Raw genomic sequence first — 17,023 nt, forward strand, 5'->3', positions numbered from 1 at the left:
TATTAATAAGACAATATTTATGTATCTGTTAGGATGTGATATCGGCAGTTCGTCGGTAAAAGCCTCAGTTGTGAACGCAGAGACGGGACAAACTGTGGGATCGGATTTTTTTCCGAAAGAAGAAGCCTTTATAAAAGCCGTAAAACCCGGATGGGCGGAACAGAATCCCGAGGATTGGTGGGCGTATTTGAAACTGGCTATTGCAGGAGCTATACGGTCGGCTACTATTGATGGTGCCGACGTAAAAGCTATTGGTATTTCATATCAAATGCATGGTTTAGTGCTGGTTGATAAGAAACAGGAGGTTTTGCGTCCTTCCATAATCTGGTGTGATAGTCGCGCTGTATCTTTAGGGGAACGTGCTTTTCGTTCTATTGGAAAAGAAGAATGCCTTTCTCATTTATTGAATTCACCGGGCAACTTTACTGCGGCAAAATTGGCTTGGGTGAAAGAGAATGAACCGGACTTGTTTAAGCAGGTCGATAAGTTTATGTTGCCCGGAGATTATATTGCCATGCGAATGACAGGGGAAGTAAATACTACCGTATCCGGACTGTCGGAAGGTATCTTCTGGGATTTCAAGAATAACTGTATTTCTTCTGAACTGATGTCCTTTTTTGGATTTGATGAAGTTCTTGTTCCTCAGATACGTCCCACGTTCGCTAATCAAGGTGAATTGCAATCTTCCGTAGCGGATGAATTAGGACTTAAAAAAGGAACGCCTGTAACTTATCGCGCAGGAGATCAGCCGAATAATGCCTTGTCGTTAAATGTTTTGAATCCTGGAGAAATTGCTGCAACGGGAGGAACTTCCGGAGTAGTATATGGTGTGAACGGCCATGTGAATTACGATACTCTTTCCCGGGTGAATACATTTGCTCACGTAAACCATACAGCAGAAGATCCGCGTCTTGGCGTTTTGCTCTGTATCAATGGGGTGGGCATACTTAATTCCTGGATTAAAAAGAACGTAGCTCCTGAAGGAATCAGCTATGAGAAGCTTAATGACCTGGCTGCGACTGTTCCTATCGGTGCCGAAGGGTTATCTATTCTTCCTTTTGGAAATGGCGTGGAGCGTATGCTGGAAAATAAAGAGAGTAGTTGTATTATTAACGGACTTAATTTCAATATTCATACCAAAGCACATCTGGCACGTGCAGCGCAGGAAGGTATTGTTTATGCTTTTAAATACGGTATGGATATTATGAATGATATGGGTATTCGTATCGATGTTATCCGTGCCGGTAATGCAAACTTGTTCCTTAGTCCGATATTCAGGAATGCGCTGGCCGGTGTCACCGGAGCGGTAATTGAACTGTATGATACAAATGGAGCCGTAGGTGCAGCTAAGGGAGCAGGTCTTGGAGCCGGTATTTATAAAACAGCGGAAGAGGCATTTGCTTCACTCAAGAAAATTGATGTGATTGAACCGGATGGATTAGTCGCCGATAAATATTGTGGAGCTTATGAACTATGGAAAGATAAATTGACTAATGAAATTAACAGAAATATACAAACCATTTAAATTACAAAGATTATGAGTGCATTTAAAAGTGGAAAAGAATTTTTTCCTGGAATAGGAAAGATTCAGTTTGAAGGACGTGAATCAAAAAATCCGTTAGCTTTTCATTATTATGATGAAAACAAAGTGGTTATGGGTAAAACATTAAAAGACCACCTTCGTTTTTCAATGGCTTACTGGCACACATTGTGTGCTGAGGGCGGTGATCCTTTTGGTGGTGGAACAAAAACATTTCCATGGAACGACAGTACTGATGCTGTAACAAGAGGTAAATATAAAATGGATGCCGCTTTTGAATTTATGACAAAATGCAGTATTCCTTATTATTGTTTCCATGATGTTGATTTAGTGGATGAAGCTCCTACAATGGCGGAATTCGAAAAACGTCTTCAGACAATGGTAGAACATGCGAAAGCACATCAGGCAGAATCCGGTAAAAAATTACTTTGGGGTACGGCTAATGTGTTCAGTAACAAACGTTATATGAATGGTGCGGCTACGAATCCTGATTTTGCTGCAGTTGCTTTTGCGGGCACGCAGATCAAAAACGCGATTGATGCTACAATCGCTCTGGGTGGTGAAAATTATGTATTCTGGGGCGGTCGTGAAGGCTATATGAGTTTGCTGAACACGAATATGAAACGTGAGAAAGACCATCTTGCTCAAATGTTGACCATAGCGCGTGATTATGCGCGTAAGAATGGGTTTAAGGGTACATTCCTGATTGAACCGAAACCAATGGAACCAACTAAACATCAATATGATGTGGATACTGAAACCGTGATCGGATTCCTTCGCCATTATGGTTTGGATAAAGATTTTGCAGTAAATATTGAAGTGAATCATGCTACTTTGGCGGGTCATACATTCGAGCATGAATTGCAGGCTGCCGCTGATGCTGGTATGCTTTGCAGTATTGATGCAAACCGCGGTGATTATCAGAATGGTTGGGATACTGACCAATTCCCTATCGACATCTATGAATTAACACAAGCCTGGCTGGTTATTCTGGAAGCGGGAGGTTTAACTACCGGAGGTACGAATTTTGATGCAAAAACAAGACGTAACTCGACTGATCTGGAAGATATTTTCTTTGCACATATCAGTGGTATGGATGCTTTTGCCCGTGCTTTAATTACGGCTGCAGATATTCTGGAAAACTCTCCTTACCGTAAAATGCGTGCTGAACGTTATGCCAGCTTTGATAAAGGGGATGGAAAAGCCTTTGAAGATGGCAAATTGACTTTAGAAGATTTACGTACGATTGCATTGAAGTCTGGTGAACCTGCTCAGATAAGCGGAAAACAAGAACTTTACGAATTGATCATCAATCAGTATATTTAATTAAGTATAGGGGCACGAGATAGTGCCCCTTATTGCCTCCAATCTATATTATACATGAAAAATAGTAACAGTTATATATTAGGTATTACATTAGTCGCCACGCTTGGGGGCTTATTGTTTGGGTATGATACGGCCGTAATCTCCGGTACAGTAGAATCACTAAGAAGATTTTTTATAGATCCGCAAGGGTTACCTGTAGATCAGGCAAATGCTTTGGAGGGTTTTGTGGTTAGTAGCGCCTTGATTGGTTGTATTTTAGGAGCATCGGTAGCCGGATGGATCAGTCAGCGGTTTGGGCGTAAGCCGTCATTGATTATTGCTGCTGTTTTGTTTGCCTTATCGGCTGTGGGTTCAGCCTGGCCTGAGTTGTTTGTCGGAATGCCGGGAAGTGGAAATCACACGTTTATCAACTTATTTGTTGCTTATCGTATTGTCGGAGGAATTGGTGTTGGACTTGCTTCGATGATTTCTCCAATGTATATTGCCGAAATAGCTCCAGCCAACAGGAGAGGTAATTTGGTTTCCTGGAATCAGTTTGCTATTATTTTCGGTATGCTTCTTGTCTATTTCGTTAATTATTCCATTGCATTACAAGGCGATTTTGAATGGTTGCATAGTTATGGGTGGCGATGGATGTTTGCTTCTGAATTGATTCCTGCTGTTTTATTCCTGCTTTTCTTATGGTTCGTTCCGGAAACACCTCGTTATTTGGTGATGAAGGGGAAAAATGATCAGGCAAATTATATTTTATCCCGACTGTTAGGAGAAACTGCTGCAGCAAAAGAGCTTAGCTCTATAAAAGAAAGCTTTAAAGAAAAAGTTCCTTCAACGCGTCCTTATTTTCAATTTATGGGGATATGGCTCGTGTTGTTTGCGATCTTATATGGGCTTCTTAAATTAATCGGAAATTCGAATGCAATAGAACTTGCTTTGATCTTTAGCTTTGTAGCCTCGTTGTTATCTCCCATAAAATCCTATGGTGTTAAGATTATTATAATAGGCGTCCTGTTATCCGGATTTCAGCAATTTGTCGGGATTAATGTGGTGCTTTATTATGCTCCGGAAATATTTAAAACGATGGGAGCAGAGACCGATGCTGCTTTATTGCAACAAATAATTGTAGGTGCAGTTAATCTGTCATTTACTGTATTGGCTATTCTGACAGTTGATCGCTTCGGGCGTCGTCCGTTGATGATAATCGGAGCATTAATTATGGCTGTTTCGATGATCTTGCTCGGTACAACATTTTACACGTACAGTGTCGGTTTGGGTTCTTTGATTTGTATGTTGGTTTACACAGCCGGTTTTGCCATGTCATGGGGACCGGTTTGCTGGGTATTACTGGCTGAAATCTTCCCGAATTCTATTCGTTCGGTTGTAATGAGTATCGCTGTTGCTGCTCAATGGATTGCTAATTTTATGGTTTCATGGACATTTCCGATGTTGGATAAGAACCAGTATCTGACGGAAACATTCAATCATGGGGTAGCTTATTGGATCTATGGAGCTATGGGTATATTGGCAGCTTTGTTTATCTGGAAGTTCGTTCCGGAAACAAAAGGAAAGACGTTGGAACAAATGGAGGGCTATTGGCGTAAATAAATGACGTAAAAAAAGTATCTTTGATACCGGATCGGTAAATAAATCATATGCAGATACTGAAACGTCTTTTGATTTGGGCAAGAAATCTATTGATTTTTCTATTTATATCCAGTATTCTTGCCGTTGTAGCTTATAAGTATATACCAGTTTATTATACTCCACTGATGATTGTTCGTTTATATGAACAAAAGAAGGTGGGTAAGAAATTTAATCTAAAACATCGTTGGGTGTCTTTATCACAGATTGCGCAACCGTTAGTTCAAGCGGTTGTTGCGTCTGAGGATAACCTGTTCCTTGAACATAATGGCTTCGATATAGAACAGATTCAGAAAGCCCGTGAAGAAGCAGAACAAGGAAAACGGGTAAGAGGAGCCAGTACTATCTCACAGCAGACTGCTAAAAATGTATTTCTTCTGCCTGCAAAATCTTATTTTCGGAAAGGGATTGAAGTCTATTTTACGTTCCTGATAGAATGGATATGGGGAAAAGAACGTATTATGGAGGTTTATCTGAACTCAATTGAAATGGGGGATGGTATCTATGGGGCTGAAGCTGTAGCTAATTTGCATTTTGATAAACAAGCTTATCAATTGACGAAGGCTGAGGCTGCTTTGATTGCGGCCACTTTACCTAATCCAAGGAAATTTAATTCGGCTAAACCTTCTGCTTATATGCAAAAAAGACAGGCGCAGATCATCTCATTAATGGGGAAGATGTTTCAGATAGATATGGGGTATAGAAAAGAGGATGGAAAATTACCTACTAAAAAGAGAAAGAAATGGAGAGCTTCAGTTTTATTGATTGGGGAAAGATAGATTACGAAGAAGGCTTTGAACGTCAGACAATGCTCTTTAACGCATTAATTGAAGCCAAAATTAAGGGTAATCCAAGTGTAAATCAATTGATATTTTGTGAACATAATCCGGTTTTTACGATCGGGAAAAGTGGTAAAGAGAATAATCTGCTTGTTCCGGAGGAGATACTGAAACAACGGGGAGCAACATATTATCATACAAATCGGGGAGGAGATATAACATATCATGGTCCCGGACAAATTACCGGATATCCTATTTTCGATCTGGAATATTGGGGGTTAGGTTTGAAACAGTATATCCATTTAATGGAAGAGGTCGTTATTCGTTTTTTGAATCTGTACGGTATTCCGGCAGAACGTTTGGATGGAGCTACTGGAGTATGGTTAGAAGCAAACAAGAAAACAGCTCGTAAAATATGTGCTATCGGGGTGAAAAGTAGTCGCTATGTGACCATGCACGGTTTTGCATTAAATATAAATACGGATCTTTCTTTTTATTCACTGATTAATCCTTGTGGCTTTGTGGATAAAGGTGTTACTTCATTAGCGAAAGAATTAGGCGAACCGCAGGACTTTGACTTAGCTAAAGAGCGGTTAAAGATGCTGTTTCGTGAGTTATTCCCCTGATTGAATCAGGTTTTCTTTTTCTTCTCTTATGGTTGCTGCAGAATCGGTTTTCAATACCGGAGCAGGAAGTGGAAATCTTTTCTTCGAGCGGAATATCTCGGAGAAGTTCGTGAAATCTTTTCTATACATAATCCCAAGCCCTTGTGTGGTCAGAGACTGTCTTTGGTAACGATACATGTCGTTTGCATGGTTGTACGCTTTAAGTCGTATTTCTCCCGTTGGTGTTAATTTATATTCCAGATCAAACTCTCCAATAAAAGTACTTTCCTGATTCTGATAAGGGTTGTTTCTTACTCCGAAATTACCGTTAAATAATAATCTGTTATCTAATAATTGGCTTGATAGTAACATTTCAAATTCCGTGTCGGATACGCCATCTTGACTTGTGCGGATATTTGTTCCGATTTGTACTTTATCAGTCAGACTATTCAATATACCGGAAAGCTGTGATGATAAGGCGGAAGAGGCAACTGCATTTAATTCGTTTGAATTATCTCCCATATAAGAAGGAGTATAGAATTTATTTAAGACCAAAAGGTAAATAATCTGCAATGTCATCATCTCATCTGTATCCACCAAGCCTTTTACTAAACGTTCCAGTTCTGCATTCGACCCAGGCAATTCAATGTCGAACTTAACCATCGGATTCCGCAGTTGTCCGTCAATCTGCAGAATACAATTGACCGGAATATTCGCACGTCCGCTTTGTTCAATCAAGCTGGGATCTAAGTCTCCGATATTCGCTGTTAGATTATAAATTGCGTTAATATCCATCACCGCATCAAAAGGATCTCCACGGAAATCGACCGTACTCCCTTCTCCAATTTTAAAACCTTTATGAATAAGTTGTTGTAAACTGAAATTATAACTTCCGCTGTTTATATTTACTCCACCATACATTCGCAGATCAGATTTCGTTCCGTATTCAATCTGCATACTACCGCTTCCGGTTGCTTTTAGCTTATCTCCCGCTACAGGATCCATCACAAGTTCAATGTTAGCATCGGGGGTGATATCTAATAGCATATTCATTTTTATTTCTGTGCCATCATCAAGATCCGTTGTTTCATTGTTTTCGTTAGTCGATGACGAATCTGTTGTTGCCAATACCGCTTGTTCAGCCAGTTTCTTTTTATCGATAAACGTGATGAAATCATATTCTGTCGCCTTTGATCCACTCATGAAATTAAATGAAAGAGCAGTTTTCGGTGCGCTCTGCATATTAATGTCGAAATTGATCACTTTCTCATTCCCTGCTATCTTCGTAGAACCGGTGCCGAATACGGAACCGAATATCATCGGATTCTGTTTCTCGGCTACATCATAGACTAACATGTTGTTTGCATTAACATCGGCTGAAAATTTAAAATTACGAAAGTGTTCATGAGCAATATCTAAGGTAACTTGTCCTTTATTTCCATACTTATCTTCAATCGTTAGTCCTTTTGCTCTAATATTGTTTTTAGTCAGGAAAAGTGAATCTGAAAATGTATATTGCGTATTCAGAAAGTCAATGCCAATACGTCCATCTTTCACGAAAGCATTTCCTTCTACGGATATGTTTTTAAAAGAACCATATAGTCGTACTAATCCGAAACCATGCCCTTCCACTGTGGATGTGATATTTTCCATGAACGGTTGAAGAAAGGCTAAATTAATATCGTTTGCATCAAAATATAATGAGAGTCCCGCTTTCTCTCCAACAGGATAAATATAGCCATTCACGTCAGTCCATGTACTATCGTTCTTGTAAATAGTACCCAACATCAAAATACCTTGTTGCGTATCGTCCCATTCACTGAATAAATTAAGTTGCCCGAGCTCGACCTGGTTGAATGAAAAGTTCTTTATTTCGAGATCTGTATTCAGCATTCTGCTATTGAATACATCCTGTACATTTACAGTTCCTGTGGCTTTACCTCCAAATCTTAAAACTTCGATATTGACGGTGTTAAAAATATAGCTAAGCTCAATATCCTTAAGGTCAAGTAGTAATATATCGTTTGGATCTTTTGATATTGTCCCGTCAATAAGTAAGTGCTCATCCCCATGCGATGCATAAAAATTATCAATACTAATGCGCCCGTTTTCAACACTGACTACACTTGGTAATACTTGCCAGGTGGAATCATTGATCATTAAATACTCCGGAGTAATAGATGTTTCTACCCGTTTAGAAAGTGAACCTTGTTGGTCTTTCTCCTCAGTAAATACGGTAGAAGTTCTGAAACTCGCTCTGTACTTATTCTCTTTATTGTTGGCCCAAGTAAACAATGTGTTGATTTTGTCCTCATTCGCATCAGCTTGTAAGTCGAAATAATTTCTAACCTCTTGTTTCTTGTGATTGATTATCTTAAGATTTAGGTCTATTTGTCCGGACTGATTGCTACAAATAAGATAACCGGATTCAAAGATGGTTTTGTCCATACTAAACTTCGGCATATAGGCTTCAATCTGAAATTTATCATATAGATTGTTATAAAAACCGGTTATTCGGGTTTGCGTCAGAATTGTTATCGGAAGTTTGAGCGTTTTTGACAACGCTTCCGTATTCTCTACGGTTAATAACACAGAAAAATTATTTTCTTCTGTTTCACGGTGTCTGCTCTGTTTGGTTTTAACCAAAGAAGGAATGTGTTTTTGAAGCGTACTGATAAACTCGGGAATGATCGTTGCAAAAGAATAAGCCCCGTTTACTTCTCCATTCAGTATGTCCGATTGAATCTGCAGTTTTCTGTCCGACGTATGTCCGGAAGCAGTGATAAGTAGTTTGTCTAAGGAGAATTGCGATGGCGCTGTGACAAAACTAAGGCTATCTATTCTTATTTCACCTTCAATATTGTCAATTGTATTCCCTGTGAAATCAGCATTCATCGAAAAAGAGAGATTTGGATTCTCATATTTGGGAGTGAGGTTCAGAACATCCGGTCGTATATCTTTTGCTTTTGCCGTGAAATTAAAGAGCGAATTTTTCCCTTGATGAATAAATGTCCCTTCAGCATGTAACGATCCGTTCGGGTCATCAATATTGATTTTGCCATTAAATCCGTTTTTCTTGAAATCTCCTGAGAACAATAAGTTCTTATAGTTATATCCTAAATAGTCTATATTAAGAATTTTTGCTTCAATTAAACCTGAAAAATCTCCGTTAATCGGTCGAATGGCATCTAATGTAATGTTAAAACGGGCTTTACCATAGGGATTACCCTCGTCGAAAAGGCGACTGATTTCCAAATCTGAACTACCAATATGTCCTTTTATGAATGTTCCGACTTGTTGTTCTTTATTATGTCCGAAATTCAGGTCTGTTTCTAAAGTCCCAATGGCAGAGGTTAATTTACCATACGCAATGAGGTTGTCTAAGAAACCGGATATCTCACCTGCAAAATGAAGACTACCCAACTTTTTTAGTTGATCAGGTAGTTCCACTGCTTTTTCACTGAAATTGTTTACAATTCCACTAAGACCTTCATTCGTTATCTGCATTTTGTTAACCTGTCCAAATAAATAAGCTTCTTCCGGAGTTGTGATTCCTTTAAGCTCCATCCTGCCTACGAATTGCGCCTTATTACTATAATTAAGAGATAATCTTTTTAAATTTATATTGTTAATGTAGCCCGATGCCTCTGCTGAAACATCAATAATGTCTTTAAAATTTGTAAATGCAGGAACAAAGGCTTTTAAATCACTAAGGCGTATCTGAGAAGGATCAATTGTTAATGTAATGGGAGCGTTGTTAACCAACTCTTCCATGCTGTTTATATTGGCCAAATCTATTTTAGCTTCCGGAATTTTAAAATCTGTTCCGGGTAACTTAACTCTTAGGTCATTAATAAATGCACTGTCTTTATCTGCTTGTACATGAAGGGATAGTTTGTTTAAAGAAAGACCTGAATGTTCGTCAAAACTTAGTTTCTTAATTTGAGCTTTAAGTGTGTTTTCCGTTAATGCCTTGACCGAGATACTTGCACTCAGATTCTCTATTGCTATATGATTTTTGTTAAACTTCTTGCGGGTTTGTGATTCGGAAAAGACATCATAAGACAGGTTTCCTCTTCTTAGCAACACCGATTGTAATCTAATATCGAAATTAGGTTTTTTCTTTATAGAATCTTTACTGGAAAATGCATCGATAAGAAATTGCATATTCAGTTCATCCTTGGGCGTTTTCCTATTAAGTTTTAAGTCAAACCCAAAAAGCCGGACTGAGTTAAATACAAATTTCTTTTCTAATAAAGAGTAGGGTTGGAACCCAACAGAAATGTGAGCGGCTTTAAATAAAGTATCTCCTTTCTGATCTTTAAGATCGATGTCTTCTAAGACTATTCGGTTAAACCATTCTATGTCTACTCTACCTATTTTTACGGGTACACCTAAATAGTTGGATAATTCCGATGTGACTTTTCGGGTTACACCTTTTTGAATATATGGAATATTTAGTGATATAACCGGAATGACATAGAATACCCAAAGTAAAATGAAGAGACTAACAACTATGTATTTTAACCCTCTGATAACTTTTTGTTTTACTGCAAAACTACAATATAATCGTGATAGAAATGGTTAAATAAGCCGAAAAATAGGATGACTATTGGCATATAAACAAAAAAAGAGTAGTAAGAAAATGCTCTTACTACTCTTTTATATATTCTTTAATTAAAGTAAGCCTTAGCTTAGTCTTTTAATTAGTTGTTAGCTCTCATGATAACAACACGGTTCCAATTGTTTTCGCTGTATGGTTGTTCGTCAGAACCCTTCCACTCGATAGTGATTTGGTTAGAAGAAACACCATATTTTTCGATCAATTCTTTTGCAACCGCTCTTGCACGTTTTTCAGAAAGGCCTAAGTTGTAACCAGAAGTACCTGTTTTCTTATCAGCATATCCAATAACTTTAATAGGAGCGCCTTTTTCTTTAACAAATTCAGCTGTGTTGTAAATGTTGATTTGTTGATTCTTGTCAATCTTAGAGCTGTTCAAACGGAAGTAAACAACGTTTTCAGAATAGTTGTTTACGATAGTAGGAGCAACTTCTTCACATTCAGGACAAGAAACCGGACGTTTGCTTAATTCATCGTTTTCAGCACGTAAAGCATTGATCTGGCTGTTCAAATCGTTTAACAAAGCATAATCCATTGGTTGAAGAACTTCGAAGTCTGTTTTTCCTAATTTGAAATTCAAACCTGCAGTTACCTGACCTACGCGATCTGTAGTGTGACCTTTAGTTACACGGTTGAAATGTTCTTGCAATAATACATATTGACCTTCAATGTTCAAGTCAACACGTTTGCTTAAACGGAAAGACATGATAGCACCTAAGTTGATAGAAGGAGATTCAGATCTTTTATAAACTGTGTTTACTCCAGCCATTTTTACACCTTCTACTGTTTTTCCAGAACGTACAGCATAACCGATACCTGCGAAAGGAATGAAACGGAATACTTTACTTTCTTTATAAGGAGCCCAATAGTTTGTGATGTCCCACATAAAGTCCAAGTGTGGATTCAACCAATATGCTTTCAATTCTGTTGTCCCGTTAGGATCTACAAAACTTTTCATCGGACCACCATTCAATTGTAAACGAGCACCCCAATATGGATTGTACCATTTACCGAATGATATTTGAGGGGCAATATTAATTCTGTCTCCAAAATCAGCTTCAGCATTGTCATCTCCAAATAATACATTTCCTCCAACTCCTAAAGTGATAAACCAGTTATCACCGGCTTTATTTTTCTTGAAATTAGTTTTTGAGCCATTTTCTGTGCTATAGCCAATCTGAGGTTGATATTCCTGAGCTGTAGCAGAAAAAGCGAAAACTGTTAACAAAGCCAATACAAAAATCTTTGTTTTCATATTCTTAAACATTTTAATTAAACAATCTATATTCCCTTATACCACATAAAACGTAGCAAAATTAACGCTTTTTTGTATTAAAACAAACAAAAAACCTAAAAAGTTTATTCTATTCAAAATAGTTAAGCGTCTTGTAGCCCCCATTTTTCAAAAAAGACTCCTTTTTCATTAATTTTATGTCAGAGCTTATCATATCAGACACAAGGGCTTGCAGATTATACGTAGGCTCCCAGCCCAATTGTTTTCTTGCTTTGCCGGCGTCTCCAATAAGAAGATCAACTTCTGTAGGACGGAAATATTGTGGGTCAACTCCAACAACTTGTTTGCCTATTTTCTTACCTATTTCTTCGATATAATCTTTGCCTACTTTTTCATTAAATAAGCCTTCATTTATACCTTTTAATACTGCTATCTCATCAACTCCTTCATTGCGGAATTCTACTTCCAAACCTATTTCTTCAAAACTTTTTGTTATGAAGTCACGGATTGTTGTTGTATGCCCTGTTGCTATCACATAATCATCCGGTTTATCTTGCTGGAGTATCAAATACATTGCTTTTATGTAGTCTTTAGCATGCCCCCAGTCTCGTTTGGATGAAAGATTTCCCATAAATAAGTTCTCCTGCATGCCTAATGCTATACGAGATACTGCACGCGTCACTTTTCGGGTAACAAATGTTTCTCCTCTTAACGGGGATTCATGATTGAACAGAATTCCGTTGGATGCGTGCATATTATAGGCTTCACGATAGTTGACCGTAATCCAGTATCCGTACAATTTCGCCACGGCATATGGGCTTCTGGGATAAAATGGGGTTGTCTCTTTTTGAGGTACTTCCTGAACTAAGCCGTATAATTCAGAAGTCGAGGCCTGATATATTCTGGTCTTAGTTTTCAGATTTAATAGTCGAACAGCTTCAAGGATTCTCAATACCCCTAATCCATCCGCATTTGCCGTGTATTCCGGTGTGTCGAAACTTACCTTAACATGGCTCATTGCAGCTAAATTATATATTTCATCCGGTTGAGTTTCTCCAATGATACGTGTCAGATTCAAACTGTCGGTCAGGTCTCCATAATGTAAGACAAAGTTTCTGTTCTCTATATGAGGATCCTGATATAAATGATCTATTCGCTCAGTATTAAACATTGAAGATCTTCTTTTAACACCGTGAACCGTGTAACCTTTTTTTATTAAGTATTCTGCAAGATAAGCTCCGTCTTGTCCGGTTATACCTGTTATTAATGCAACCTTTCCCATTTTATATATGTATTATTACTTCGATAAAGTGCTGTCAGAGTACCATTTGTAGAGACGTTTTACGCCTTCTTCTATTTCTATAGAATGCTGCCACCCTAATTTATTTAGTTTGGTCACATCTGTTAATTTCCTCAATGTCCCATCCGGTTTGTCAGAGTTGAATTTTAGTTCACCAGTATATCCAACGGTCTTTTTGATCAACTCAGCGACATCCTTGATCGAAATATCTTTACCGGTACCTATATTTATATGTGTATTTCGTACTTCTTTTTCTGATGTTTTCAGATCGTTGAAATCTACTTTTTGCATAACAAAAACACAGGCGTCGGCCATTTCTTCGCTCCAAAGGAATTCACGCGTTGGTTTTCCTGTTCCCCATATTTCTACCTGACTGTCGTTTACTCCATATTTACCAAGAATCTTTCGTATTTCATCTTCAGACGAGTTGCCGTTTATACCTTCAATAGGACGTATGTTTAAATCCTTTTTCAATGCTTCCCCGTTCCCGGATTTAAGGCAATGTGCTAAATGCATTTTTCTTATAATAGCCGGAAGAACATGAGACGTTTCCAGGTTGAAATTATCATTAGGACCATATAAATTGGTCGGCATAACTGCTATGAAATTTGTCCCAAATTGCAGATTATAACTTTCGCACATCTTTATACCTGCAATTTTGGCAATTGCATATGGCTCATTTGTGTACTCCAGCGGGGAGGTCAGTAAACACGACTCAGGCATTGGTTGAGGAGCTTCGCCCGGATAAATACAGGTACTACCCAAGAAAAGAAGTTTCTTTACATCATGGATGTATGCCGCGTGGATTACATTATTCTGTATCATCAAATTGCGATAAATGAAATCTCCTCTGTAGGTGTTGTTGGCCATAATACCTCCGACATAGGCTGCTGAAAGAAAGACATATTCCGGCTTTTCTTCGGAGAAAAACTGATTAACAGCTTGCTGGTTGGTTAGGTCTAATTCTTTGTGAGTTCTAAGTGCAAAATTAGTAAAGCCTCTTTCTTTTAGATTCTTCAGTATAGCTGAACCGACTAATCCACGATGCCCAGCTACAAATATCTTATTTTTCAAGTCCATTATTTATTCTGTTTTTTTAAGAAATGCATCAGGTATTGTCCATATTGATTTTTAGACATAACAGATGCGACTTCTTTTAATTTTTCGTCATTGATCCATCCTTTATTGTACGCTATTTCTTCAAGACAGGCTACTTTTAACCCTTGTCTTTTTTCGATTACTTCAATAAATGTGGACGCTTCGGATAAAGAGTCGTGCGTTCCCGTATCCAACCAGGCAAATCCTCTTCCTAATATTTCAACCTTTAAGTCCCCTTTATTCAAAAACATCTGATTGACTGTCGTTATTTCCAGTTCTCCGCGTGCAGAAGGTTGAATGTTCTGCGCTACGTCAATTACTGTGTTGGGGTAGAAGTAGAGTCCCACAACAGCATAGTTTGATTTAGGTTCAGCAGGCTTTTCTTCAATACTCAAAACGTTTCCTTCTTTATCAAATTCCGCCACTCCATACCGTTCGGGATCATTTACATAATATCCGAAAACAGTTGCTTTATTTTCCTCCTCCACATTTTTCACTGCTTTTTTTAGCATTGCTGTGAAGTTTTGTCCATAAAAGATATTGTCTCCGAGAACTAAACAGGCAGAATCATTACCAATAAAATCAGCTCCGATAATGAATGCCTGAGCTAATCCGTCCGGAGAAGGTTGTTCTGCATATTCAAACCGTACCCCATAATCTGATCCATCTCCCAATAATCGTTGGAATCCCGGCAGGTCGTAAGGTGTTGAGATAATTAGTATTTCCCGTATCCCGGCCAGCATCAATACCGATATCGGATAATAAATCATCGGCTTGTCGTAAACAGGCAATAATTGTTTTGACACTCCCTTTGTGATAGGATATAGACGGGTTCCTGACCCTCCGGCTAATACAATTCCTTTCATAATCAGATTGTTTTTTAAGATAATCTTATTTTTTTCTATTCCTCAATACTTCTATAACTCCCGGTAAAACAGAAATCAGAATTATTAAAACAATAAGTAATTTGAGGTTTTTCTGAACAAACTCTAACCCTCCGAAAAAGTAGCCTGCATACATGAATAATGCAACCCAGCAGATGCCTCCTATAATATTATAGAAACCAAACTGTTTATAACACATTTTCCCCATACCTGCTACAAAAGGTGCGAATGTTCTTACTATCGGTACAAATCGAGCTAAAATAATCGTTTTGCCACCGTGTTTCTCGTAAAATTTGTGTGTTTTATCCAGATAGCTCTGCTTAAATATTTTAGAATCAGGGTTGCTGAATAATTTTTCGCCGAAATACTTACCAATAAGATAATTGGTTAAGTCTCCCAAAATTGCTGCACTGATAAGCAGTAGAACCATTAGATGAACATTGATGTCATTATCTCCTAACGACGCAAGAGCACCGGCAACGAAAAGGAGAGAATCGCCTGGTAAAAAGGGCGTTACTACCAAACCTGTTTCACAGAAAATAATCAAAAATAAAATAGCATATATCCATATACCATAATTAGCTACAAGTTCTGCTAAGTGAACGTCAATGTGAAGGATAAAATCAAAAAGAAACTGGATTGCTTCCATGAGCTTTATTAATATTATTTACGAGTACAAACATAAGAAAAAACAAAAAACAATTCACCTTTAAAAACGATTATTCGATTATTATGGATCAGGCAAAATATCGGGTTGTTATGGTAATAATCCATCGTGATACGTCTATACTGCAAACTGGCATTTTAGAGACCAATGTCATCAACTCAAACTTCTTGCTCCACTTTAGTCTTACTATTCATCGAATAATTCCGGCTGAAAGCCGAGTATATATCAGCCCAACACAACGTGTTGGGTAATAGGACACCCTTCCTTTGCGGCCTGAAAGGACAGTATAAACCTACCCTAACATCTGCTATGTTGCCCCTTCAGGGCGCGAGCCTCGTTCTACATCCTTCCCAACGCGTTGCGTAGGGCTATAATATAGCAGGCTTTCAGCCTTAAAACCAAACTGTATAGCTTAAGTTGATGACATTGGTTTAGAAACTACGCTGAGCAGAGGCTTCCAATAAAATCAATCCCGCTCATATTGCTGATTTACAATACATTAAAATCAATCGAATAGTTTTTATTTTTGTGTTTTGTTTTGACAAATAGATACTTTTTTCGTTCTTTTGCTTACGCGTAAAAAATGCCCATCCTTGTTTTTTTGATTTATAGCATCGTTTTAGACCAATAAATATTGTATTTAGACTAAAACAGCCCGTTTTTTACCGAAAATATAAAGGTTATTTTTTGAAAAATATCCTTTATATTCAAAAAAAGAATAGAATCTTTTTCCAAAAAGAATAGGGAGATTTTATCCATTGCCTTTTTTTGTTCAATTTTGTACATTCAAAAAAACGAGCATGCCGTATCGTGCGGTTTAAGTGCGGTTTTTTGGTGTTTGTTTTTCGGGTACATATATTGTCATTTTATTAAATAAAGCGTGTTAAAACAACGCCGTTAAAGCCGACGACAATTTGTCTGAAAATGACAAATTTTGCTGTTATTTTGTTTTTTTTATTTCACTTTTTTATATTTGCTGTCCACGATTTGTTTTAACCTATCGAGGTAATCCCATTAAAAACGACATAATCTAAGTGTAATAACAACCGGGGTTTCGGACTGATCCATTATTACCATGACTAATTCAATGGGTTGCTTCTTATTTGGTATTTTGTACTGCGAAAAAAATAAAGGCTCTTCGGCAAACCAGTTTAAGCTCTTCGGCAAACTAAACCAAGCTCTTTTAAATTGTGCTGCAAAGAAGTTTTTCCCGACTTTGACGGTCGTATTGATTTTACATATAAAATACCCGTTGAATAGCAATGGTTCATGTTTGATTTTATCAGAAATCGTTTTGTAGTGTCTATGGAGATAAAGTGTTCAGGATCTTT

Annotated in this window: 12 protein-coding genes; 6 read left to right on the forward strand and 6 right to left on the reverse strand. The window is 37.9% G+C overall.

Features of this window, described 5'->3' with window-relative positions; translation table 11 throughout:
• The first annotated feature begins 19 nt into the window (after window positions 1-19).
• Genes PHT93_RS08600 through lipB form a run of 5 tightly spaced genes read left to right on the forward strand, consistent with a single transcriptional unit; the run spans window position 20 to window position 5,909 of the window.
• A complete protein-coding gene (locus tag PHT93_RS08600; protein WP_300241825.1) occupies window positions 20-1,525 on the forward strand; it encodes an FGGY family carbohydrate kinase in 1,506 nt (501 codons plus the stop codon).
• 12 nt (window positions 1,526-1,537) lie between these two features.
• A complete protein-coding gene (gene xylA, locus PHT93_RS08605) occupies window positions 1,538-2,866 on the forward strand; it encodes a xylose isomerase (RefSeq protein WP_300241827.1) in 1,329 nt (442 codons plus the stop codon).
• Between the two features lie 54 nt (window positions 2,867-2,920).
• Window positions 2,921-4,468 carry a D-xylose transporter XylE gene (gene xylE / locus PHT93_RS08610; protein ID WP_300241829.1) on the forward strand — a complete coding sequence of 516 codons (1,548 nt, stop codon included), beginning with the start codon at window positions 2,921-2,923 and terminating at the stop codon, window positions 4,466-4,468.
• Window positions 4,469-4,515: 47 nt separating this feature from the next.
• Window positions 4,516-5,283 carry a monofunctional biosynthetic peptidoglycan transglycosylase gene (gene mtgA / locus PHT93_RS08615; RefSeq protein WP_300241831.1) on the forward strand — a complete coding sequence of 256 codons (768 nt, stop codon included), beginning with the start codon at window positions 4,516-4,518 and terminating at the stop codon, window positions 5,281-5,283.
• Entirely contained in the window at window positions 5,247-5,909 is a 663-nt protein-coding gene (lipB, locus tag PHT93_RS08620; RefSeq protein ID WP_300241833.1) for a lipoyl(octanoyl) transferase LipB, read from the forward strand. The genes mtgA and lipB overlap by 37 nt, the downstream gene beginning before the upstream one ends.
• Here lipB and PHT93_RS08625 read toward each other — a convergent pair.
• From PHT93_RS08625 to PHT93_RS08650, 6 genes are all read right to left on the reverse strand, one after another.
• Window positions 5,898-10,055, reverse strand: a complete 4,158-nt coding sequence (locus PHT93_RS08625; protein WP_300241835.1) for a translocation/assembly module TamB domain-containing protein — start codon at window positions 10,053-10,055, stop codon at window positions 5,898-5,900. The two genes, lipB and PHT93_RS08625, sit on opposite strands and share 12 nt — an antisense overlap.
• 539 nt (window positions 10,056-10,594) lie before the next feature.
• The gene (locus PHT93_RS08630; protein WP_300241837.1) at window positions 10,595-11,764 is read right to left on the reverse strand and encodes an OmpA family protein; all 1,170 of its coding nucleotides are present in this window, start codon (window positions 11,762-11,764) and stop codon (window positions 10,595-10,597) included.
• A gap of 109 nt (window positions 11,765-11,873) precedes the next feature.
• Entirely contained in the window at window positions 11,874-13,025 is a 1,152-nt protein-coding gene (gene gmd, locus PHT93_RS08635) for a GDP-mannose 4,6-dehydratase (RefSeq protein WP_300241839.1), read from the reverse strand.
• A 15-nt stretch (window positions 13,026-13,040) separates the two neighbouring features.
• The gene (locus PHT93_RS08640; protein ID WP_300241841.1) at window positions 13,041-14,123 is read right to left on the reverse strand and encodes a GDP-L-fucose synthase; all 1,083 of its coding nucleotides are present in this window, start codon (window positions 14,121-14,123) and stop codon (window positions 13,041-13,043) included.
• Complete coding sequence (gene rfbA, locus PHT93_RS08645) at window positions 14,123-15,007, reverse strand: glucose-1-phosphate thymidylyltransferase RfbA (protein ID WP_300241843.1); 885 nt, start codon at window positions 15,005-15,007, stop codon at window positions 14,123-14,125. Before rfbA ends, PHT93_RS08640 begins: the two co-directional genes overlap by 1 nt.
• A gap of 25 nt (window positions 15,008-15,032) precedes the next feature.
• A complete protein-coding gene (locus PHT93_RS08650; RefSeq protein ID WP_300241845.1) occupies window positions 15,033-15,674 on the reverse strand; it encodes a DedA family protein in 642 nt (213 codons plus the stop codon).
• Between the two features lie 110 nt (window positions 15,675-15,784).
• On the opposite strand from PHT93_RS08650, the gene PHT93_RS08655 reads away from it, so the two are divergent.
• The gene (locus tag PHT93_RS08655) at window positions 15,785-15,943 is read left to right on the forward strand and encodes a hypothetical protein (RefSeq protein ID WP_300239172.1); all 159 of its coding nucleotides are present in this window, start codon (window positions 15,785-15,787) and stop codon (window positions 15,941-15,943) included.
• Window positions 15,944-17,023 lie beyond the last annotated feature (1,080 nt).

The organism is Massilibacteroides sp. (assembly GCF_028705895.1).
Classification (GTDB): domain Bacteria; phylum Bacteroidota; class Bacteroidia; order Bacteroidales; family Tannerellaceae; genus Massilibacteroides.